At 68.6% G+C, this 21,089-nt stretch carries 21 protein-coding genes and 1 pseudogene; 9 read left to right on the forward strand and 13 right to left on the reverse strand.

What is annotated here, in order from left to right; translation table 11 throughout:
- Positions 1-55: 55 nt before the first annotated feature.
- Both PSQ40_RS03680 and PSQ40_RS03685 read right to left on the reverse strand, forming a co-directional pair.
- Positions 56-529, reverse strand: a pseudogene (locus PSQ40_RS03680) (ArsI/CadI family heavy metal resistance metalloenzyme); the annotation flags it as partial.
- A gap of 45 nt (positions 530-574) precedes the next feature.
- Complete coding sequence (locus PSQ40_RS03685) at positions 575-904, reverse strand: ArsR/SmtB family transcription factor (protein ID WP_273948917.1); 330 nt, start codon at positions 902-904, stop codon at positions 575-577.
- A 335-nt stretch (positions 905-1,239) separates the two neighbouring features.
- Here PSQ40_RS03685 and PSQ40_RS03690 point away from each other — a divergent pair, with 335 nt between their 5' ends.
- Positions 1,240-3,165: a tannase/feruloyl esterase family alpha/beta hydrolase gene (locus PSQ40_RS03690; protein ID WP_273948918.1), complete on the forward strand. Its 1,926-nt coding sequence runs from the start codon at positions 1,240-1,242 to the stop codon at positions 3,163-3,165.
- A gap of 46 nt (positions 3,166-3,211) precedes the next feature.
- Here PSQ40_RS03690 and PSQ40_RS03695 read toward each other — a convergent pair whose 3' ends face one another.
- From PSQ40_RS03695 to PSQ40_RS03730, 8 genes are all read right to left on the reverse strand, one after another.
- Positions 3,212-4,192, reverse strand: coding sequence for a Bug family tripartite tricarboxylate transporter substrate binding protein (locus tag PSQ40_RS03695; protein WP_273948919.1), 981 nt, complete (start codon positions 4,190-4,192; stop codon positions 3,212-3,214).
- A 118-nt stretch (positions 4,193-4,310) separates the two neighbouring features.
- On the reverse strand, positions 4,311-5,483 hold the full coding sequence (locus tag PSQ40_RS03700) for a porin (protein ID WP_273948921.1): 1,173 nt from the start codon (positions 5,481-5,483) through the stop codon (positions 4,311-4,313).
- Positions 5,484-5,772: 289 nt separating this feature from the next.
- Positions 5,773-6,018, reverse strand: a complete 246-nt coding sequence (locus tag PSQ40_RS03705) for a tautomerase family protein (protein WP_273948923.1) — start codon at positions 6,016-6,018, stop codon at positions 5,773-5,775.
- Positions 6,019-6,028: 10 nt separating this feature from the next.
- On the reverse strand, positions 6,029-6,631 hold the full coding sequence (locus PSQ40_RS03710) for a malonic semialdehyde reductase (RefSeq protein ID WP_273948924.1): 603 nt from the start codon (positions 6,629-6,631) through the stop codon (positions 6,029-6,031).
- Between the two features lie 9 nt (positions 6,632-6,640).
- On the reverse strand, positions 6,641-8,080 hold the full coding sequence (locus tag PSQ40_RS03715) for an aldehyde dehydrogenase family protein (RefSeq protein ID WP_273948926.1): 1,440 nt from the start codon (positions 8,078-8,080) through the stop codon (positions 6,641-6,643).
- Complete coding sequence (locus tag PSQ40_RS03720; protein ID WP_273948927.1) at positions 8,077-8,628, reverse strand: VOC family protein; 552 nt, start codon at positions 8,626-8,628, stop codon at positions 8,077-8,079. Before PSQ40_RS03720 ends, PSQ40_RS03715 begins: the two co-directional genes overlap by 4 nt.
- Before the next feature lie 2 nt (positions 8,629-8,630).
- Positions 8,631-9,563, reverse strand: a complete 933-nt coding sequence (locus PSQ40_RS03725; protein ID WP_273948928.1) for a tripartite tricarboxylate transporter substrate binding protein — start codon at positions 9,561-9,563, stop codon at positions 8,631-8,633.
- Between the two features lie 79 nt (positions 9,564-9,642).
- A complete protein-coding gene (locus tag PSQ40_RS03730; RefSeq protein WP_273948929.1) occupies positions 9,643-10,509 on the reverse strand; it encodes a fumarylacetoacetate hydrolase family protein in 867 nt (288 codons plus the stop codon).
- Between the two features lie 211 nt (positions 10,510-10,720).
- Here PSQ40_RS03730 and gcvA point away from each other — a divergent pair, with 211 nt between their 5' ends.
- The gene (gcvA, locus tag PSQ40_RS03735; RefSeq protein ID WP_273948930.1) at positions 10,721-11,644 is read left to right on the forward strand and encodes a transcriptional regulator GcvA; all 924 of its coding nucleotides are present in this window, start codon (positions 10,721-10,723) and stop codon (positions 11,642-11,644) included.
- 41 nt (positions 11,645-11,685) lie between these two features.
- Here gcvA and PSQ40_RS03740 read toward each other — a convergent pair whose 3' ends face one another.
- Positions 11,686-12,234: a carboxymuconolactone decarboxylase family protein gene (locus PSQ40_RS03740; protein ID WP_273948931.1), complete on the reverse strand. Its 549-nt coding sequence runs from the start codon at positions 12,232-12,234 to the stop codon at positions 11,686-11,688.
- A 137-nt stretch (positions 12,235-12,371) separates the two neighbouring features.
- On the opposite strand from PSQ40_RS03740, the gene PSQ40_RS03745 reads away from it, so the two are divergent.
- Positions 12,372-13,274 carry a LysR substrate-binding domain-containing protein gene (locus PSQ40_RS03745; RefSeq protein WP_273948932.1) on the forward strand — a complete coding sequence of 301 codons (903 nt, stop codon included), beginning with the start codon at positions 12,372-12,374 and terminating at the stop codon, positions 13,272-13,274.
- A gap of 13 nt (positions 13,275-13,287) precedes the next feature.
- On the opposite strand, the gene PSQ40_RS03750 is transcribed toward PSQ40_RS03745, so the two are convergent.
- Positions 13,288-13,941 carry a pyridoxamine 5'-phosphate oxidase family protein gene (locus tag PSQ40_RS03750; protein ID WP_273948933.1) on the reverse strand — a complete coding sequence of 218 codons (654 nt, stop codon included), beginning with the start codon at positions 13,939-13,941 and terminating at the stop codon, positions 13,288-13,290.
- Positions 13,942-14,188: 247 nt separating this feature from the next.
- Between PSQ40_RS03750 and PSQ40_RS03755 the strand changes: the two genes are divergently transcribed.
- The 5 genes from PSQ40_RS03755 (at position 14,189) to PSQ40_RS03775 (ending at position 18,905) form a co-directional block, all read left to right on the forward strand.
- Positions 14,189-15,703: a class I adenylate-forming enzyme family protein gene (locus tag PSQ40_RS03755; protein ID WP_273948934.1), complete on the forward strand. Its 1,515-nt coding sequence runs from the start codon at positions 14,189-14,191 to the stop codon at positions 15,701-15,703.
- Positions 15,700-16,140: a PaaI family thioesterase gene (locus PSQ40_RS03760; RefSeq protein WP_273948935.1), complete on the forward strand. Its 441-nt coding sequence runs from the start codon at positions 15,700-15,702 to the stop codon at positions 16,138-16,140. The genes PSQ40_RS03755 and PSQ40_RS03760 overlap by 4 nt, the downstream gene beginning before the upstream one ends.
- A 79-nt stretch (positions 16,141-16,219) precedes the next feature.
- Complete coding sequence (locus tag PSQ40_RS03765; protein WP_273948936.1) at positions 16,220-17,206, forward strand: Bug family tripartite tricarboxylate transporter substrate binding protein; 987 nt, start codon at positions 16,220-16,222, stop codon at positions 17,204-17,206.
- 134 nt (positions 17,207-17,340) lie between these two features.
- Complete coding sequence (locus PSQ40_RS03770) at positions 17,341-17,652, forward strand: hotdog family protein (protein ID WP_273948937.1); 312 nt, start codon at positions 17,341-17,343, stop codon at positions 17,650-17,652.
- A 185-nt stretch (positions 17,653-17,837) separates the two neighbouring features.
- On the forward strand, positions 17,838-18,905 hold the full coding sequence (locus PSQ40_RS03775) for a porin (protein WP_273948938.1): 1,068 nt from the start codon (positions 17,838-17,840) through the stop codon (positions 18,903-18,905).
- Between the two features lie 121 nt (positions 18,906-19,026).
- Here PSQ40_RS03775 and PSQ40_RS03780 read toward each other — a convergent pair whose 3' ends face one another.
- Positions 19,027-19,938: a LysR family transcriptional regulator gene (locus tag PSQ40_RS03780; protein WP_273948939.1), complete on the reverse strand. Its 912-nt coding sequence runs from the start codon at positions 19,936-19,938 to the stop codon at positions 19,027-19,029.
- A 280-nt stretch (positions 19,939-20,218) separates the two neighbouring features.
- Here PSQ40_RS03780 and PSQ40_RS03785 point away from each other — a divergent pair, with 280 nt between their 5' ends.
- Positions 20,219-21,079: a fumarylacetoacetate hydrolase family protein gene (locus PSQ40_RS03785; RefSeq protein WP_273948940.1), complete on the forward strand. Its 861-nt coding sequence runs from the start codon at positions 20,219-20,221 to the stop codon at positions 21,077-21,079.
- Positions 21,080-21,089 lie beyond the last annotated feature (10 nt).

Consider the following 21,089-nt stretch of genomic DNA (forward strand, 5'->3'; position numbering starts at 1 on the left):
GAGCACAGCAGGCCGAGGTGCTGGCGGTCGCCGGGGCTTGGGCTGAAGCCGGGCCGCAGCAAGCGCTGGCGGCGGCGCGCGGTGCGGCCGAGGCCGCGGGGGTGGCGGGGGCACAGCAAGCGCTGGGGCTGGCGGGGTCCGTGGGCGCGGGCTGCTCGTTGAACACGGGGATGTTGCCCAGGGTGTGGAAGTGCTCCCAGGCGATGCCCTGCGGGTCGGTGACCCAGTGCTTGTCGCTGCGCGCGTAGCAGCAGGTCGTGGCGCCCTCGTCGATCAGGGCCAGGTCGGCGGCGCTGGCGCGGGCCTTGAGTTCGGCCAGTTCTTCGGCCTCGTCGACCTGGAAGCCCAGGTGGTCGATGCCCGGGCGGCTGCCGCGTGTGGAGATGGCGAAGTTGACGCGCGGGTCGTCCAGCATCCACTTGGCGTAATCGGTTTCGACGCGGTTGGGTGGGGCGGCAAACAGCTGGCTGTAGAAGCCGATGCTCTGGGCCAGGTCATCGACGTGCAGGTGGACGTGAAAGCGTTTCATGGGCGGGCTCCTTGGGGACAGGGATGGTCTGGGGGCGGGGCCTGCTCAGCAGGCGCAGGCCGGGGCGGTGGCCGACGGCGTCAGGCAACTGGCGCCCTGGCAGCAGTTGTCGGTCAGGTAGGTCAAGAGGGCGTTCATGGTGTCGAAGCTGGCGCGGTAAATCAGGTTGCGGCCCTGGCGCTCCTGGCTGATCAGGCCCGCGTGCACCAGCTCCTTGAGGTGGAACGACAAGGTGTTGGGTGCCACGGCCAGTTGCTCGCTGAGCACGCTGGGCGTCAGCCCCTCGGGCCCCGCCACCACCAGCGCGCGGAACACGCGCAGGCGCACTTCCTGGGCCAGTGCGGCGAGGGAACGGACGACATCGGTTTCTTGCATGAATCAACTATACAAGAAATATTGAATTGTTTTGTGACAGCGATGGCTAACCGGCCTTCACGGGCGCCAATTGCGTTCGGATGGGGCCATCGATCGATCGCTGGTTCTGCATTTAAAAGTGCGTTTGCCGCACAAGAGGCTGAAGAAATAACGTTTGTTTGCGCCTGCCTCGCTGGATAGAGTGCCGTTGAGTGAATTGAATAGTTCCTCATTTGCAATCCGAGCCAGGATGCCCCCGCGGGTGCCACGCCGTTGTGTGGCCCCGGACACGCCTGGACATCGGTTTCGGACCTCACCCCACAGGCCGCACCCCGCGGCCACGGAGACACAACACCATGCGATATTTCACCCTCGGGCTGGGGGCCGCTTCGGCCTGCCTGTTGATGGCTTGCGGCGGCGGCGACGCTGCCACCGAGCCCACACTGCCCCGCCTTAGCGCGGCGCAACCCGCCCCCTTGGCCAACTGCCTCGATTTGGCTTCGCGTTTCAGCTTCGCCAAGACCCGCATCTTGAGCACCGAACTGGTTCCCGCCGGGGGCCTGACCAACGCAGGGCAGGCCGTGGGCGAGCATTGCCGGGTCACCGGCAAGATGAATGAGCGCGTCAGCCCGGTGGATGGGCAGAGCTACGCCATCGGTTTTGAGATGCGCCTGCCCAGGAACTGGGCGGGCCGCTTTCTCTACCAGGGCAATGGCGGCACCGACGGTGTGGTGGTGTTGGCGGATGGGGCCTCGATTGGCAGCGGCGGCATGCTGCGCAATGCGCTGCAGATGGGCCTCGCGGTGATCAGCTCGGACGCTGGCCACAGCGCCGCCCAGAACCCCTTGTTTGGCCTGGACCCCCAGGCGCGGCTGGACTACGGCTACCAGGCCGTCGGGGCTTTGACGCCCATGGCCAAGGCCTTGATCAAGGCTGCCTACGGCAAGGAACCCGACCGGTCCTACATCGCGGGCACTTCCAACGGCGGGCGCCACGCGATGGTGGCCGCCTCGCGCTACCCCAGCTGGTACGACGGGGTGCTGGCCCATTCGCCGGGCCTCAACCTGCCACGCGCCGCGGTGGCCAACCTGTCCAACGTGAAGCTGTGGGACACCGTGGTCACGACCCGGGTGGTGAACAACCAGCCCGACTACGAGTCGGCCTTGCCGGCCAGCGAGCGGCAGGTGGTGGCCAATGCCATCCTGGCGCGCTGCGACGCGCTGGACGGCCTGGCCGACGGCCTGGTGCAAGACCTGGAGGCTTGCCAGCGGGCTTTTGACCCGATCCGTGACGTGCCCACCTGCAGCGCAGGCCGCGACGGCAGTTGCCTGACCAGCCCCCAGAAAGCGGTGCTGGCCAAGGTCTACGAACCGGTGCGCACCAGCGCGGGCGAGGTGATCTACACCGGCTTCCCGTTTGACCCGGGCCTGTCCCACAGTGGCTGGGCCGACTGGAAGTTCCGCAACTCGCTGCGCACGGCGCGCAACCCCGTGTCGGTGGGCTACATCTTCTCTTCGCCGCCCAGCACCGACCTGAGCATGGCCACGGACACCAGCAAGACGGCGGCGTTTGCCCTGAAGTTCAACCTCGACACCGAGGCCCCGAAGATCTTCGCCACCAGCGGCGTCTACACCGAGAGCGCCTTGTCGTTCATGACCCCGCCCAACCCGTTCCGCTTGGACGCCCTGCGCGATCGCGGCGCCAAGATGATGGTCATCCATGGTGGCGCCGACCCGATCTTTTCGCTCGACGACACGCTGTCCTGGTACCGCTCGGTCAACCTCAACTACGGGGGCCAGGCGGACCGCTTCGCCCGCGTCTTTGTGGTGCCCGGCATGGGCCATTCGCGCGGCGGACCCGCCACCGACCAGTACGACTCGCTGAGTGCGCTGATCGACTGGGTTGAGGCCGGCACCGCGCCGCAGCGCCTGGTGGCCAGCGCGCGGGGCGCGGGCAATGCCGGTGGTGTCAACACCGACCTGCCGAGCAATTGGTCACCGACGCGCACCCGACCGCTGTGCCCCTACCCGCTGGTGGCCCGCTACCAAGGCGGTCACCCGGAGCAGGCCGACAGCTTCGCCTGCAAGTCCTGCCGGGGGGGGGGGGGCGGAAGGCCCCTCACCCCCGCGGAGGCCCCCGGGGGGGCCTCCGCTCTGTGGGTGCTGCGTCTTCGCGCATCCTCCCTCGCTCCCTCGCTCTCCTTCTCTCCCTTTCTACTTCCTGCCTTCTTCCTGCCTTCTTCGCGCCGGCCCCGCAGCGCCAGTCGGCGGGGTGACCGGTGAGGACTGACAGGGCCAGGGCCGGGGCAGTGCCCCGGCCTGGGGCGGCTCAGTCCAGTTGCACACCCGACTGGGCCACCAGGCCCTTCCATCGTTCCAGGTCCTGCACCACGAGCTTGCCGAGTGCGGCTGCGTCCTCGTGGCGCAGGTTGATCTCCAGCCGTTTGGCGGCGTCCTGCATGCCTGGGGTCTTGAGGCTGCCCTGCAGCTCGGCGCTCAGGGTGGCCAGCGTGGCCGCCGGCGTTTTGGCCGATGCAAACAGGCCATACCACTCCACCAGTTGCAGGCTGGGCCAGCCCGCCTGGGCGAAGGTGGGCACCTCGGGCAGCGAGGCCAGGCGTGTCGGGCTGGTGACCGCCAGGATGCGGATGCGGCCGCTGTGGTGCAAGTCCAGCAGGGTGGGCAGCGGGTTGAAGGTGCACATCACCTGCCCGGCCATCAGGTCCTGCAAGCCCGGCGCCACGCCCCGGTAGGGCACATGGGTCAGGGGGGTGTTCAGTTCGCGTCCCATCTGCACGCCCAGAAAATGCGGCGCGCTGCCCAGGCCCGGCGTGGCGTAAGTGGCCGAGGTGGGCTGGCTCTTGACCCGCTGGATGAACTCGGCCAGGGTGTTGATGCCTGAGCGGCCCCCCACCGCCAGCGCAAACGCGTGGTCGCCCAGGCCAGCCAGGGGCTGCAGGTCGCGCAGTGGGTTGAACAGGGGCGTTTTGTAGAGCAGCGGGGCCAGTGTCAGCACCGAGGACGGGGTCAGCAGCAGGGTGTTGCCGTCTGCCGGGGCCTGCAGTGTGGCCTGGACCGCCAGCTGTCCGGCAGCGCCCGACTTGTTGTCGACGACGTAGACCCCTCGGGACTCCGGCGCTTGGGCGGCCAGGGCGCGGCCCAGGCTGTCGGCCGTGCCCCCGGGGGGAAAGCCCACCAGCAGCCGCCGCAAGGGGCGGTCTTGCGCGGAGCTGAGGCCGGGCAGGGTGGCGAGGACGCTGGCGCTGCTGCTCAACAGCAGTTGGCGGCGCTTGAATCGGAGGGACTGCATGGGGGTGACTTCACAAAGCAAAAAGGGGCGGGGCCAGGTGGTCCGGGCGGCGGCGGGACGAGCGGGCGGTGGCCCAAAAAAGAGCCGCCCCTCGGGGCGGCTCAAACCGGCAGGGGACTCAGAAACGGTGGCGGATGCCGATGGCGAAGTTGGTGCCGCTGGCCGAGACCACGGTCGGGGCGGTCGGCACCTGGCGGGTGCGGGTCTGGTCGCGCGCCAGCAAGGTGTAGACCTCGGTGCGCGGCGACAGGTGGTGGTCATAGCCCAGGGTCAGCACCTGGCGCGACACATTGCCCCCGGCGGCCGTGACCGCCACGGCCACCGGGGTGTCACCGGTTCGGCGTGAGCCGTAGGCCGCAATCCAGCGGCCCGACCCGGCGGTCAGGATGGCGCTCAGGTCCCACACGCGGTACTGCACCGACAGTGGCGCGTTGGCCGTGCCCCGGTTGTCGATCTGTCCCAGGTGGCCAAACACCTTCAAGGGCTTGAAGTCGTAGCTGGCGGCCCACTGCCAGGCCCGGGTGTTGTTGGACGAGGTGCCATCGGCAAAGGTCTGGGGGTTGCGGTTGACGGTCTGCAGGGCCACGGCGGTGCTGAAAGCCCCTTGCTCATAGGCCACCCGCGCCGCCGTGTTGGGGCCCCCCTGGTTTTGCGAGGCGGCATAGGCCAGCGAACCCGACAGCCCGTTGACCACCGGGCTGTCGTAGACCACCGAGCTGGCCCACGCGGTGCCCCCGGACAACGGCGAGCCCACGAAGGTGAGCAGGTTGATGGGCGAGAAGGTGGTGCTGTCGCCCAGCGCGTTGCTGCTGATCGAGTTCACGAACATCAAGGTCGTGATGTTGCCCAGCCGCAGCCGGCCCAGCTTGGCATCGCTGAGGCCCAGCCAGGCGGCCCGCGAGAAGTAGGGGTCGGCCGCCACGTTGACCGGGGCCGGCAAGGCATCGCTGCGGCCCGCGGCACCGGACTCATTGCGGATGAACGAGGACAGGTCGAACTGCGCCTGGCGGCCATCGCCCAGGTCCTCGCGGCCCTGAATGCCCCAGCGGCTGGTGGACAGACCGCCACTGAACTGCTTTTGGGCCGGCCGCTCCTGGGCATTGACGCCCGAGGTGCTGTGCATGCGGCCCACGGCGGCATCGAGCAAGCCATAGATCTGCACGTTCGAGCCGGTGTTGGTCTGGGCCAGGGCCTGGCCGGGCAGGCTGGCCGCCAAGCCGGCCAGGGCGAGGGCGGCACCCGCCTGGACGGGGCTCGGCAGGCGGCGGGTGGGGGTGTGGTGGGCGGGCATGTGGTGTCTCCTTGGAGGTGTTGAGGGCGTGACGGATCCCCAGCCTGTCGCGCGGCTGGTGGTGTTGGGGGGAACGGGGTGGCGCAGGGCGTGGCGGGGGGCCAGGCCGTGAACGAGGCGCGATCACGGCCTGGGCGGCGATCGCGCGCTCACCACCGCGCATGGCGGTGGCAGGGGGGGCGGGCGCCGGCGTCCGCTGCGGGGGCTGACGCGTGACGCTCACGCGGGGCGGCCGGGGCCGGTCAAAGCCTGCCGGGCCGGGCGGGCGACCCGCCAGGGTGAGGGGGCCTCAGGACGGGCCGCGGGCGGTTTGCGCCGCGCTGGCCTGCAGGCCGCTGAGGGCGATGTCGGTGGTCAGCGGTTTGCCGCCCGCGCCCCACCAGCCGCTGCGCACTTCCTGCACCACGCAGCGGGTCATGGGGCGAAAGCCTTCGCCGCCGACCTGGACCACCGCGTTCGTCAGGGCCGCGATCAGTTCAGGCATCTTCTCGTCGGGCAGCACGCCCTCGATGATCTTGACTTCAATGAATGGCATGAAAGACCCCTTACAGGATGCGGGCCACGGCCTCGAAAGGCAGGCGCGGGCCACGTGGGCGAAGTGCGGCCGGGTCGCCGCAACCGAGGTTGATGAGGAAGTTGCTGCGGTAGCGTCCGTCAGGGAAGAACGCCGCGTCCAGCGCCTGGGCGTTGAAGCCGCTCATGGGGCCGCAGTCCAGGCCCAGCAGGCGGGCGGCCATGATCAGGTAGCCGCCTTGCAGGCTGCTGTTGCGCGCCGCGGTGCCCTGGGCCAGTGCCGCGTCTTTGGCAAAGCCGTCGGCTGCCTGGGGGGCGTGGGGGAACTGGGTCGGCAGGTGCTCAAAGAACTGCGTGTCCTGCGCCACGATCACGGTCACGGGCGCCGCGTCCACCTTGTCCACATTGCCCGGGGCCACGCAGGCGCGCAGGCGGGCCTTGGCTTCGGCGCTGCGCACGAACACGTAGCGCGCCGGTTGTGTGTTCATGGAGGTGGGGCCCCATTTGGCCAGTTCGTAGAGGGCGTGCAGCAGCTCATCGGGGATGGCGCGGTCCAGAAAGCGCGAATGCGTGCGGGCACTGAGGAACAGTTGCTGTTGGGCAGAGATCATGGCGGGGGTCGAGGAAGGGGTCATGGCGGCACCTCAGGCGGCGGTGTAGGCGGTCTTCACCGTGGTGTAGAACTCGCTGGCGTAACGGCCTTGCTCGCGTGCGCCCATGCTGGAGGCCTTGCGGCCGCCGAAGGGGACGTGGTAGTCGGCCCCGGCCGTGGGGGTGTTGACCATCACCATGCCAGCCTGGGCGTGGCGTTTGAAGTGGGTCGCGTGGCGCAGGCTGGTGGTGCACAGGCCGCTCGACAGGCCGAAGGGGGTGTTGTTGGCCAGGGCCAGCGCCTCTTCATAGTGGCGCGCCCGTTGCACGGTGGCGACCGGGCCAAACACCTCTTCGCAGTTGATGCGCATGTCGGGGTGGGTGTCGGTGAACAGGGCTGGCGTCAGGAAGAAGCCCGCCAGCCCGCGTTCGTCGCGTTCGCGGTGCTGGCCACCAAAAGCCCGCGTGGCCCCTTCGCTTTGCGCCGAGGTAATGTAGCCCAGGTCGATGGCCAGCTGGCGCTCGTCCACCACGGGGCCCAGGTCGATGCCTGGGGCACGCGCATCACCGATGCGCAATTGGCCCATGCGCTCGATCAGGGCGGCCACGAAGCGGTCGTGGATGCCGTCGGTCACGATGAGGCGGCTGGTGGCCGTGCAGCGTTGGCCGGTCGAGAAAAAGGCCCCTTGCACCGCGCAGTTCACGGCCACCGCGAGGTCGGCGTCGTCGAGCACGATCAAGGGGTTCTTGCCCCCCATCTCCAGCTGGAACTTGACGCCGTGGGCGGTGCAGGTCTGCGCGATGCGCCGACCGGTTGACTGCGAGCCGGTGAAGCTGACGCCTTGCACCCGCGGGTCCTCGATCAGGGCCCCACCCAGTTCGGCGCCTGAGCCCATCACCAGGTTGAAGGCCCCGGCCGGCAGGCCGCTGCGCGACAGGATCTCGGCCAGCGCCCAGGCCGAGCCGGGCACCAATTCAGCGGGCTTGAAGACCACGCAGTTGCCGTAGGCCAGGGCCGGGGCGATCTTCCAGGCCGGGATGGCGATCGGAAAGTTCCAGGGGGTGATCAGGGTCACCACGCCCAGCGGCTCGCGGGTGATCTCCACGCTGATGCCGGGCCGCACCGAGGGCAGCAGGTCGCCGTTCAGGCGCAGCGCTTCGCCTGCAAAGTACTTGAAGATCTGGCCGGCGCGGGTGACCTCGCCAATGGCCTCGGGCAGGGTCTTGCCTTCTTCGCGGGCCAGCAGGTCGCCCAGTTCCTGGCTGCGCGCCAGCAGTTCGGTGCCCACCCGGTCCAGCACGTCAAAGCGCTGCTGGGGCGTGGTGGCCGCCCACTCGGGGGCGGCGGCGCTGGCCGCAGCGACGGCATCGCGGGCCTGGGCCACGTCGGCCTGCGCGTACAGGTCGATCACATCGCTGAGGTCCGAGGGGTTGATGTTGGGCACCGATCTGGCGCCGTCCACCCATTGCCCGCCAATGAAATTGCGCTTCATCCACGGCTCCCTGCGCCCTGGGCCCGGAAGCGGGCCTGCCACTCGGCCAGCGGCATGAAGCTGGGGTCGTCGCGCACCAGGGCCTCGGTTTCGCGCAGCAGTTCGTCTTCGCTCTTGCTCAGGTCCAGCGGCACGCCGTAAGGCTGGTTCACGTAGTAGGGCGTGTCCATGTAGACCTCGACGCGGTTGCCCTCGGGGTCAAAGTAGTACACCGACCAGGCGTTGCCGTGGTTCATGGGTTGGATCTGGGTCGCCCCCAGGGCCTCGGCCTGTTCGCGGTTCCAGCGCAACTCGGCCAGGTCGGGCACGATGAACGAGGCCTGCATGATGGTGCTGACCGGTGATTCGGCCGAACGGCCAGCCGACAGCACGAACTGGTGGTGCTGGTCTTCGGTGGCGCTCATGAACACCAGCCGGTTGCCAAAGTTCTTGCCAATGCCTTCGTCGGTGATCGTGAGGCGGAACACCCGGGTGTAGAAATCGACCATCTTGTCGAGGTCGAAGGCGTAGATGCCAAAGTGGGCGGGCGTCGGGCGCAGGACTTTCATCGTTATTCCTTTTGAATGTTGGCGTCTTTGACCAGTTGGGTCCAACGCTTGAGGTCGCTTTGAATCGTGGCTTGCAGGTCGGCCGGTGTGCTGGCCTTGACCTCGCCCCCGGTGGCTTCTTCAAGGCGGGTGCGGACGCTGTCCTCGGCCAGCGCGCGGCGGACTTCGGCCTGCAGCCGGTCGAGCTGCGGTTTGGGCAGGCCGGCCGGGGCCAGCAGGGCCGTCCACGAGCGCACCTCGAACTGGGCCACCCCTTGCTCGGCCACGGTGCGCACCTCGGGCATGCCGCTCCAGCGGTTCAGCCCGGTGGTGGCCAGGGCCTGCAATTTGCCGGCCTTGATGTGCTGCACGGCGGTGGTGGGCGCCACCACGACCAGGTCCACCTCCCCGCTGAGGAGGCCGGTCATGGACGCGCTCTCGCCGCGGTAGGGCACATGGGTCAGGTTGATGCCCGCCTGCTGGGCCAGCCAGGCGCCGGCCATGTGCTGCCCGGTGCCGACCCCGGCCGAGCCGAAGGTGAGTTCCTGGCTGCGGGACTTGGCGGCTTTCAGCAGGTCCTGCAGGTGGTTGAACTTGCTGCCCGCCTGGGCCACGATCAGGAAGGGGAAGCTGGTCACCGCCGACACGGCCTGGAACGATTTGACCGTGTCGTAAGGCAGGCGGTCGTACAGGGCGCCCGCGATGGCGTGGCCCCCGGTGGCCAGCAGCAGGGTGTAGCCGTCGGGTTTGGCGCTGGCCACGGTGCCGGAGGCGATCGTGCCACCAGCGCCGGGTTTGGGCTCCACGATCACCGCCTGGCCCAAGCCCTTGCCCATTTCTGCGGCCAGGATGCGGGCCACGGTGTCGGCGTTGCCGCCGGCGCCAAAGCCGTGCAGCACCCGCAGAGGGCGTTCGGGGTACTTGGGGGTTTGGGCCTGGCTGTCTGTCAGGCCCATGAGACAGGCTGATCCGAGGGCGAATCCAGCCTGCCTGCGCGTCATCATCATGGGTGTCTCCTCCGGTGGACCGGACTTCTTATTGACGGGCTTGGGCCACGGGGTTGCTCAACACGCCGATGCCTTCGATCTCCACCTCGACCACATCGCCGGGCACCATGAAGCGCGGCGGCTTGCGGCTCCAGCCCACGCCACCAGGCGTGCCCGTGACGATCACGTCGCCGGGCACCAGCGTGAAGATGGTGGAGGCGTAGGCGATCTGCTGCGCCACCGAGAAGATCATGTTGCCGGTGTTGGTGCTTTGCATGCGCTCGCCGTTGAGGCGGGTGCTCAGCTCGAGTGGGCGCGCCGGGTCGATCTCGTCGGCGGTGACCATCCAGGGGCCGAAGGCGCCGGTGGACTCGAAGTTCTTGCCCGCGGCAATCGCCTTGGCGTGGAACTGCCATTCGCGGATGCTGGCGTCGTTGTAGATCGAGTAGCCCGCCACATGGTTGTGGGCCTGGTCCTCGGGGATGTTGCGGCCGCTGCGACCGATCACCACCGCCAGCTCGCCCTCCCAGTCCAGCGAGTCCGAGCAGTGCGGGCGCAGGATCGGCTGGCCATGGGCCACTTGCGAGCGCCAGGTGCGCAGGAAGATGGGCGGGTGGCTAGAGAGTTCGCGGTCCAGTCCGGCTGCCACGACTTCCTTGTGGTGGTCGTGGTAGTTGCGGATCGCGCAGATGATTTTCTCGGGCTGGGTGATGACGGGCAGGTACTCGATCTCGGCCAGCGGCACATCGGCCTTCACCCAGGCGGTGTCGTGGGCCAGGTTGGCCAGGCGGCCGGCCGCCAGGTACGACTGCAGGGTCGGGTACTGGGGAAAGGCGCGGCCGAGGTCGGCGACGTGGTCACCGACGATGGCGCCCCAGGAGGCCACACCCTGGTATTGGAACGACAGAAGTTTCATGTTCGACTTTCGTAGCGAAGAAGTGATGGGTCTTGACCGTCATGCCCTTCGGTGGCGGAGACGGCCTTGCAGGCCGGGGAAAACCCTTAGATCTGCATTCAAGTCATTTGTTAATTCAGACTGCCGGACTGTATAGAGGGGATGTTCGCCATTCAAACGATATCTTTTCACTATGCATTGCGTTTTTTGCACTCCGAAGCAGAATGGCGCCATGCGAAGAAAAATCCCCAGTACCAGTGCCTTGAGCGCTTTTGAGGCCGCTGCTCGGCACTCCAGCTTCACCGAGGCGGCGCACGAGTTGTCGCTGACACAAAGCGCCATCTGCCGCCAGATTGGCGGGCTTGAAGATTTTTTGGGCGTCAAGCTGTTTCGCCGCACACGGCGCGGCGTGCTGTTGACGGAGGCGGGCGAGGTCTACCACCGCCAGGTCACCCAGCGCCTGGACGATGTGGAGCGCGACACGCTCGACCTGATGGCGCGCCAGGGGCGCGGCGGGCGGCTGGAGTTGGCGGTGGTGCCCACCTTTGGCACACGCTGGCTGATCCCGCGCCTGGCGGCGTTCTCCAAGCGGCACCCGGACATCACCATCAACCTGAGCAGCCGAACCCGCCCTTTCCTGTTCGATGACACCCGCATCGATGCGGCCATCTACGCCGGTGACGGCAACTGGCCCGGCGCCACCACCACCCGCTTGATGACCGAAACCCTGATCCCGGTGTGCAGCCCCGACCTGATCGCCCCGAGAACCCACCTCACGCCCGAAGAAATGGCGCAACTGCCGCTGTTGCAGCAGAGCACGCGGCCCTATGCGTGGCGCCAGTGGTTCGAATCCCTGGGCCACATGCCCGGCAACGAGCTGGCGGGGCCGAGCTACGAGCTGTTCTTCATGTCGCTGGAGGCCGCGGTGGTGGGCCTGGGGGTGGCCTTGGTGCCCGAGTACGACCTGGGCGGCGACATTGCCTCGGGGCGCTTGATCATCCCGATCAACCACGCCTGCCCCAGCGACCGGGCCTACTACCTGGCCTACCCCGAGCACAAGGCCGAGACCCCCACCCTCAAGCTGTTCAAGGACTGGCTGGTGGCCGAAGCCCAGGGCCAGCCTACGGGGCTGCGCGGCCCCAGCAAGGCGGCCTGAGCAGGGCCAGCCGCCGGGCCGAGCCCTGCGCGCGGCTCACTTCAAGCGGCTTGACGGGCCTGGACCACGGGGAAGTCAATGTCCGTGGCGGCCACGTTGTTGAGGTAGTTGGTCAGCCCATTGAGCGCCACGTTGAGCACGATCTCGACCACCGCGGCCTCGTCAAAGCCGGCGCTGCGCAAGGTCGTCAGGTCGGCGTCGGCCACGCGGCCGCGTGATTCAGCCACCCGGCGGGCAAACTGCAGCGCGGCGTGGGTGCGGGCGTCTTCAGAGCGACCGTCGCGTGCGGCCTCGATCTCGCGGGCCGGGATCTTGACCGCGTTGGCCGCCAGGTAGCTGTGCACCGACAGGCAGTAGTCGCAGCCGTTGAACTCGGCCACGGTCAGCGCGATGCGCTCGCGCAGCTGAACACTGAGCTGGCCCTTGGCCAAGGCCCCGCTGAGCGCCAGGTAGCCTTCCAGCCCGGCCGGGCTGTGGCCCGCCAGCTTCATGAGGTTGGGCAGCACACCAAGCTGCTTTTGGACTGCACTCAACAGCGGCTGGGCTGCGGCGTGGGCCTGTTCGAAAGTGGGGATGCTGAGACGGGACATGTTCAAACTCCAGGGTTGGGCGAGCGACTCGCGGCGTTGATTCGGCGGCGGTTGCCACCGAGGACTGAACTGTCTCTGAAACGCTGCATGATTAGAATAATCACGAAAACCATCACACCGTTACGGCTGGAGGAATAATGGACCGCTTGCACCTCATCAACGTCTTCGTCGCGGTGGTCGATGCCAACGGCTTCGCCGGTGCGGCCCGTCAGTTGGGGCTGTCGCCCCCCGCGGTGACGCGGGCCATCACCGAGCTGGAGTCACAACTGGGCGCGCGCTTGCTGACCCGCACCACGCGGGTGGTCCGGGTGACCGAGGCCGGTGCCCGCTACGTGGAAGACTGCCGCCGCATCCTGGCCGAGCTGGCCGAGGCCGACGAAGCCATCCGGGGCCTGCACGGCACCCCGCGCGGGCGCTTGACGGTGACGGCGCCGGTGCTGTTTGGCGCGCTGTATGTGACGCCCGTGGTGACCGAGTTCCTGCAGCGTTACCCCGAGGTCAACACCTCGTGCTGGTTCCTGGACCGGGTGGTGAACCTGACCGACGAAGGTGTGGATGTGGCCGTGCGCATCGGCGAGTTGCCTGACTCCAGCCTGCAGGCCATCCGGGTGGGGGCGGTGCGCCGCGTGGTGTGTGCAGCGCCCGCCTACCTGGCACTTCAGGGCACGCCGCAGCGGCCCGAGGACCTGGCCGCACACACCCTGATCGTGGCCCAGGGCGCCACACCGGCGCCCGAGTGGCGCTTTCGGTCCGGTGGCGAGGTGCAGGTGGTGAAGCTGGCGCCCCGGCTGCAGACCACCACCAACGATGCGGCGATGGCGGCCGCGCTGGGGGGCTTTGGTTTGACGCGTTTGCTGTCCTACCAGGTGGAGGCGCACGTGCGCAGCGGCGCGCTGCAGCCCGTGCTGGAGGCCTACGAGCCCGCGCCCCTGCCGGTGCACCTGGTGCACCGCGAGGGGCGTCATGCCTCGCTCAAGGCGCGCGCCTTTCTGGACCTGGCGATCGAACGCCTGCGGGCCCGGCTCGCGGCCGCGGACTGACGCCGCCCCGCCCTCAGTCCGCGGCCGCCGCCGCCGGGGGGCTGGCCCGAAACGCGGCCTGTGCCTGCAGCGCGCGCACCTGTTCCTGGGCCTCGGCCAGGGCCTTGCGCAGCGGTTGCACAGCCTGTTCGACCTCGGCCTCGGTGAAGCGCGGTGTGATGTGCTGCGGGCAGTTCCAGTCAAAGGCTTCGACGGTGATGACCACCGCGCGTTCGACCTGGGCCCGGTAGTCTGTGGGTTGCAGCTGGGCCATCAATTCGGGTTGTTGAGCGGCTTCAATCAGGCGCACCCGCCCAAGGATCTTCAGGCGCTGTTGCTGGGCGTAGTCCATCAGCAGCAGCGACACCCGGTCCTGGCCCGCCAGGTTGCCCGCGCTGATGTACTGGCGGTTGCCCCGAAAGTCGGCGTAGGCCAGCGTCTGAGCGTCGAGGACCTGGAGGAAGCCGGCCGGGCCACCGCGGTATTGCACGTAGGGCCAACCGGTCTCGCTGACCGAGGCTTGGTAGAAGCCGTCACGGGCGGCAATGAAGGCGGCTTCCAGCCCCGTCAGCGCCGCATGGCGGTCAACCGGTCCGTCCAGCCGGGCGTACGCCGCGCGGCTGCCCATGCGGGTCTGCCAGGCCCGGACGGTGGGGGTGAAAGCAAGGTCGGCATAGGCGCGGCTCATGGGGGGCTCCTGCAGTGGGTTGATGGGCTGCCCCGGTGGCAGCCGATGCCTTGACTGTGCGGGCCACTGGGCGCTGGCAGAAGACCCGGCCCGAGGAATGCAGTGTTTCGCGCCGCACAAGGGTGAACCCTGAGCGTGTCAGTTTCCGCCATGTGCATTGGGCAAATGGGCCATTGGCGCGGGGCGGGGGGCTCTCTACATTGGCGGCTCGAACCGTCCGATCGACCCTCACCCAGGAAGCCCCGCCGTGTACCTGACCCAAGGCCTGCACCGATCATTGCAGCGACACCCCGAGAAGACCGCTCTGAGCCATGTTGGCGAGGGCCCCGAGCGCCACCACACCTTTGCGCAGTTGCTGCACGACACGGCCTGCCACGCGGCGGCCCTGCAGGCCCAGGGGGTGCAGGCCGGGGACCGGGTCGCCTTGCTGGCGCCCAACAACGACTGGCTGGTGCGCGCGCTGTTCGCCTGCTGGTGGCTGGGCGCCGTGGCCTGTCCGCTCAATGTGCGCTGGAGCGCCCCCGAGGTGGCCTACGCGGTGGACGACTGCGGCGCCAAGGTGCTGGTGGTGGACGAAGGCCTGGCCCCTTTGGCCCAGGGCCTGCCGCTGCCGGTGATTGATTTCACGGCGCTGGCAAAGGCTGCCCGGGCGCTGGCCCCCTTGCCTGACCTGCGGGTGGGCGGCGATGAACTCGCCGCCATCCTGTACACCGGGGGCACCACCGGGCGCTCCAAAGGCGTGATGTTGAGCCATGCCAACTTCTGGACCGCGTCCATGACGCGCGGCGCCGAGCTGAACAACGCCCCCGATTCGGTCGCCTTGCTGGTGGCGCCGCTGTTCCATGTGGCGGGCCTCGGGCGCCTGGTGGGCCAGACCCTGGTCGGTGGCCGCTGCCTCACCCTGGCCCAGTTCAAACCGACCTCGGTGCTCGATGTGGTGGAGCGCCAAGGCATCACCGATGTCATCCTGGTGCCCACCATGCTGCAGGCGCTGATGGACGACCCGGGCTTCAGCCCGGCGCGGGTGCGCAGCATTGACCGCATCGCGTTCGGTGCGGCGCCCATGCCCACCGATCTGTTGCAGCGGGCCTTGCAGGCCTGGCCGCACGCGGAGTTCTTTCAGGCCTACGGTTTGACCGAAACCGCGGGGGCGGTCTGCATCAATCTGCCGCCCAACCACCGCGACCCGGTGGCGCTGGCGCAGGGCCGGCTCAACTCGGTGGGGCGCGCGGGCCTGGGCTCGGAGATCCGCATCGTCGACGAGCACGGGCGCGACCTGCCGCCGGGCCAGGTCGGCGAGGTGGTGGTGCGGGGCCCCATGGTGACCCGGGGCTACTGGAAGCTGCCCCAGGCCAGTGCCGAGGCGCTGCGCGACGGCTGGTTCCACACCGGCGACGCCGGGCGCATGGATGCGCAGGGCTACCTGTTCATCGTCGACCGCCTGAAGGACATGATCATCACCGGGGGCGAGAACGTCTACTGCGCCGAGGTCGAGGGCGTGCTGCGCACCCACCCGCTGGTGTCGCAGGCGGCGGTGATCGGCTTGCCCGACCCGCACTGGGGCGAGCGGGTGCACGCCGTGGTGGTGCTGGCCGATGGGGCCGCGGCCGAACAGCTGCCGCTGCCCGCGCTGCGCGACTGGTGCCGCGACCACCTGGCTGGCTACAAGTGCCCGCGTGGCCTCAGCGTGTTGCCGGCACTGCCCTTGTCGGCCGCCGGCAAGGTGCTCAAGACCGTGCTGCGTCAGCAGGTGGCCGCATGAGCGGCGTCGGCGGGCCGCAGCCGGTGGCCGTGCAGGACCCGCGGCAGATCTTTGGCCAGGTCCCCTTCATGGCCTGGCTGCAAATGCAGCGTGAGTTCTCCGAGGGCGGCCGGGCCCGCCTGAGCCTGGAGGCCCGCGAAGAGCTGGGCAATGTCATCGGCGCGGTGCACGGCGGCGTGGTGGTCACCCTGCTCGACGTGGCCATGGCCAGTGCGGCGGTGTCGCACCGGAACTTTGAATGCACCGCCGTCACGCTGAACCTGAACACCAGTTTCCTCGAGCCCGGTCGGGGCCGGCTGACCTGCGACGGCGAGCTGCTGGCCTGCGATGCGCAGGTGGCCACCTGCCGGGCCGTGGTCAGCGACGCCGATGGGCGCGTGGTGGCGCGCGCGCAGGGCAGCTTCCGCTACCTGCCGCTGCCGCAGGCCCCGCGCTGAGGGGGCCCGCAGGGCGATCTTTTTTGTCAGTGCCATCCCAGGACGACACGTCCTCACAACCAACGATCAGGAGACAAACATGACCCACTCACTGCGCCCAACCACCCGACGCCAATGGCTGGCCGGGGTGTCCGCTGCGGGCCTGGCCAGCCTGACGGGCGCCGCACAGGCCCAGGACCGCTTTCCCAGCAAGCCGATTCAGCTGGTGCTGCCGTTTCCGGCCGGGGGCTCGTTTGACCCGGTGTTTCGCAGCCTGGCCGAGGCCGCCTCGCGCGAGCTGGGCCAGCCGGTGGTGCTGATGCACCAGCCCGGCGCCGGTGGGGTGGCGGGCACGGCCAACCTGGCCCGCCTGAGCGAGGGCGATGGCTACACCATTGCGGTGATGCACAACTCGGTGATCCGCGCTCCCCTGGTGCAGCGTGTGAGCTGGGACCCGCTGAAAGACTTCACCTACCTCGGCAGCCTGTTTGGCATGGTCACGGGGGTGTGCGTGGCGCGCGACGCGCCCTGGGCCACCTTGGCCGACCTGATGGCCGACGCCAAGGCCCGCCCAGGCGCCATCAGCTGGGGCAATGTGGGGGCCATCAGCATCAACCGCATCACGGCCGAGCGCCTGGCGCGCGGGGCCGGCACCGCGTTCAACATGGTGTCGTTCAAAGGCGGGGCCGAAGCCTTTCAGGCCTTGATCGGGCGCCACCTCGACGTGTATGGCGACCCGGGCTTCGGGTCGCAGGTGCAGGGGGGGCGGGTGCGCTTGCTGGCCGTCTTCATGGACCAGCGCCTCAAGAACTACCCCGACGTGCCCACCGTCAAGGAGCTGGGCTACCCCTTTTCGATTGATTCGCCGGTCGGCCTGGTGGCGCCGAAGCGCCTGCCGCCGGAGTTGCAGCAACGACTGCATGAAGCCTTCCGCAAGGCGGCCACCGACCCGGCCTACCTGAAACAACTCGATCTGTTCGACATGGTGCCGCAGGTGACCAGCCCGCAGGAGTACGCCGACTATGCCCGGGCCCAGTTCGGCCGTGACCAGAAGATGCTGGCCGAGATCGGCTTCAAGCTCGATTGAGCGCCAGCATTCGCCAACGGTCGCCAATGTTCGCCAGCGCCCACCAGCGCTCGCCGACGCCCGCCAGCGCCCCGGGCCCCGGCGGGCCTGGCCCGACACGCCCCCCGATGAGCCCCCAGGACTGGAGTTGCCCCATGGCCCCCGATGAGATGCTGCCCATTCGCCTCTTGCACGACGCGCTGCGCACGGCCGCCCGCCAGCGCCTGACCGACCCGCAGCGCGCCGTGGTGGCGGCGGACCTGAGCCTGGTGTTCTGCGCCCCCCCGGTCGCGGTGGATGGGGCCCCCGGCACCGCGCCGTCGGCGCCGCCTGCCGAGGGCTGGCTGGCCCATGGCCAGGTCACCGGTGGGGGGCGCTCGGTGTGCTTTTGCGAAGCCGAACTGCGCGACGCCACCCAGCGCACCGTGGCGCGGGCCATGGGCACGTTCCGCTACGCGCCGGCCTGAGGCCCGGACCGCTGACCTGCGCCCCCGCCCCGGGGGGCTGCCATGCCTGCCGGGCGATGGCTGATTTCTCCGAATGGCTGCTACCTCGCGGGCGGCCTCAAACCTAGAGTTGCCTGACTGGTGCTCCCACCGCTTGCGGGTGGCGGCAGAGACCGGTGAACCCCAGGATTTGACAGGAGACAACATTGAAAAAGATCGCACTTCCGCTGGCGCTTTGCGGCCTCGCGCTCAACGCCGCAGCGCAAAGCTCAGTGACGCTGTATGGCGTTTTGGACACCACGGTGCAGCACGCGACGCAGGGCGGCAACAGCATCACCCGGATGTTTGGCACCGGCGGCAACCAGTACAGCCGCTTGGGCATCCGCGGGACCGAGGACCTGGGCGGCGGCTTGTCTGCCGGCTTTGTGCTGGATGCCGGATTGAACGTGGCCAGTGGCACGGGGGGCGCACTCAGCGCCGACAACGCGACCCCCGGCACGGTGGGGGGCCTGGTGTTCAACCGGCGCGCGTCGCTGAGCCTCATCTCGCGCCAATGGGGCGAGTTGCGCCTGGGCCGGGGCTTTGTGCCCAGCTACTGGAACCTGATCGCCTTTGACCCCTTTGGCACCGCGGGGGCGGGGGGCATCACCAACATCGCCCAAAGCGCCTTGACCCGGGTCTCGACGGTCCAGACCGCCGTGCGTGCCTCCAATTCGGTGGGCTACCACCTGCCAGAGCTGAACGGCGTGTATGGCGAGTTGATGGCTGCGGTGAACAACGCGCCCTCCAATGCCGCCACGCCGGACAACGGCAACTACCAGGGGGCGCGCGTGGGCTACACCCGCGGCGACCTCAATGTGGCCGTCGCCACCGGTCGCACGGCCATGGCCAACGGGGCGGTCAGCACCAGCAACCTCGGTGGCAGTTACAAGGTGGGGGCCGTCACGGGGTCCGCCTTGTACTTCACCGACAGCAAGAACGCCGTCGCCGGGCCCAACCGCTCCAACGGCTGGATGCTGGGCGCCAAGGTCAAGTTGGGCTCGGGCTACATCCCGCTGTCGTACGCCAAGGTCACGGACAACTCGGCCACGGCGCGCTCGGCCCATCAGTTGGCCATCGGTTATGTGCACGATTTGTCCAAGCGCACCGCGGTGTACACCACCTATTCGCAGATCCGCAACCGCAACGGGGCAGCGCTCAGCGGCGGCGGTGTGACCGGGGTGGCCAACGCGACCTGGACCGGCATGGACTTCGGCATCCGCCATTCGTTCTGACGGCGCCGGCGAGCAGGGTTTCAATGCGAGGGGCGGCCCGCCAGGCGGGCCGCCCGATTCGCCCGGTCTCGGGGAGTCCGGGCGTTTTTTTTGTGGGCGCTCACTGCGCCTTGGCCAGCCCTCAGGGGCTGGGGTGGTAGCCCAGCAAGCTGCCTTTGTCCTTGATGATCCTGGACACCGCCCGCAGGGCCTGGGTCAGCTGCCCTTGTTTGGGCAAGGCCAGGGTGACGTAGCGTTTGAGGTCCGGGTCGACGATCTTGGCCGCTTGCAGCTTGCCGCTGCGCAGCTCCTCCTGCACCGAAAAAGGCCCCAGCAGCGCACACAGGTCGTCGCTTTCGGCGAGGATTTCTTTTTGCATGCGCAAGGAGTCGGCTTCGATCTCTGCCTGCAAGGAAAAGCCCTGGCTGCGCGCGGTCTCGTCGAGGATCGATCGCCAGTGCGAGGGGCGCCGCGGCAGCACCAGGGGCAGGCCATTGAGCTGCTGAAACGACACCGTGCCGGACTGGGTGATGGGCAGGCCCGGTCGCGACACCAGGTAGGTGTCCGCGGTGGCGAGGTGGATCTCCTCCTGGCTGCGCGGCGGCTCGTAGCGGAACAGGATGGCCATGTCCACCGCCCCGGTGTCGAGCATGGCGTCCAGTTCGCCGCCCTGACCCTCGCGCACATTGAGGCGGATCTGGGGAAAGTGGCTGCGCAACTCCCGGAACACCTGGGTCATCAGCGGGTGGGCCGCCGACGGCAGGATGCCGATCTTCACATCGCCCATCGGCACCCGCGAGAGTTGCTGGAAGTCGGCAAACATCTCCTCGCTGTCGCGGATCCAGACACGGACCCGCCGCTCGACCGATTCACCGAACTCGGTCAGCACCACGCCGCGCCCGGTGCGGCGAAACAGGGCGCCACCGCATTGCTTCTCCAGTTCACTGACCTGGCGGCTGATGTACGACTGCGCCGTGTGGCGCTGGGCCGCGACCTTGGTCAGGCTGCCGGCCTCCACCACTTCAAGGAACAGTCGAAAGTCCTGGATGTTCATGGGCAAGTCTCAGGCCCGTGCACAGGGCCGGGCGCAGGTCAGGGGTTGACGGAACAGGGCGTCGGCCAAAGCCACGGCGTCCTGGCGGCACGCCTTGGCGGGCCGCGCCGCGGCGCTTGGCGGCGGCCCGGCCCGGGCGTTCACAGGCTCGATTCTGGCCGCATTGGTCTGGGTATTGATATGCCTTCTTGGAGATATCTGAAAGACTTTATTTGCATCTATCTGGATTTCTCGGCCAAACCTACAGTCTGCCGTCATCGACATACCGCAAGGAGACCCCGTGAAACTCGTGAGCTTTATTCAAGACGGCCAGGCCCGCTACGGCGTGGTGCAAGGTGATGCCTATGTGAGCCCCGGCGCCGACTTTCTGGCCCGTTACCCCGACCTGACGGCCGTCCTGGCCGCCAACGCGCTGCCGGCCCTGGCAGCCGAGGTGCAAAGCGGTGGCCAGCGCATCGACCCCGCTCAGGTCAAGGCCCTGCCGGTGATCCCGGCGCCCGGCAAGGTCATCTGCGTGGGCCTCAACTACAAGACCCACGTGGCCGAAACCAAGCGCGCCGACAGCGAGTTCCCGTCCCTGTTCCTGCGCTTTGCAGACTCCCTGGCGGCGCATGGCGACGAGGTGCTGCGGCCCGCGTTCTCGGAGCGCTTTGACTGGGAGGGCGAGCTGGCCTTCGTGGTGGGTCGGGGCGGGCGGCACATCGCGGCCGAGAACGCTTTTGAGCACATCGCTGGCTACACCTGCTTCAACGACGTCAGCGTGCGCGACTGGCAGCGCCACACCCACCAGTTCACGCCGGGCAAGAACTTCCCCGGCACCGGGCCCCTGGGGCCGTACCTGCTGACCCGCGACGAAGTGGCCGACGTGACCCAGATGACGCTGGAGACCCGCGTCAACGGGCAGGTGATGCAGCACGCCCGCCTGGCCGACCTGATTTTCGACATCCCGACCATCGTGGCCTATGTGTCGCGCTTCACCCCGCTGTCGCCGGGCGATGTGATCGCCACCGGCACCCCGGGTGGCGTGGGCGACCGACGCGAACCGCCGCTCTACATGAAGGAGGGCGATGTCGTCGAAGTCGAGATCACGGGCCTGGGTGTGTTGCGCAATCGCATCGGCACCGACCGCAGCGCGGGCTGAGAAGGAGAAC

This window comes from Curvibacter cyanobacteriorum, from assembly GCF_028649475.1.
Lineage (GTDB): Bacteria > Pseudomonadota > Gammaproteobacteria > Burkholderiales > Burkholderiaceae_C > Curvibacter > Curvibacter cyanobacteriorum.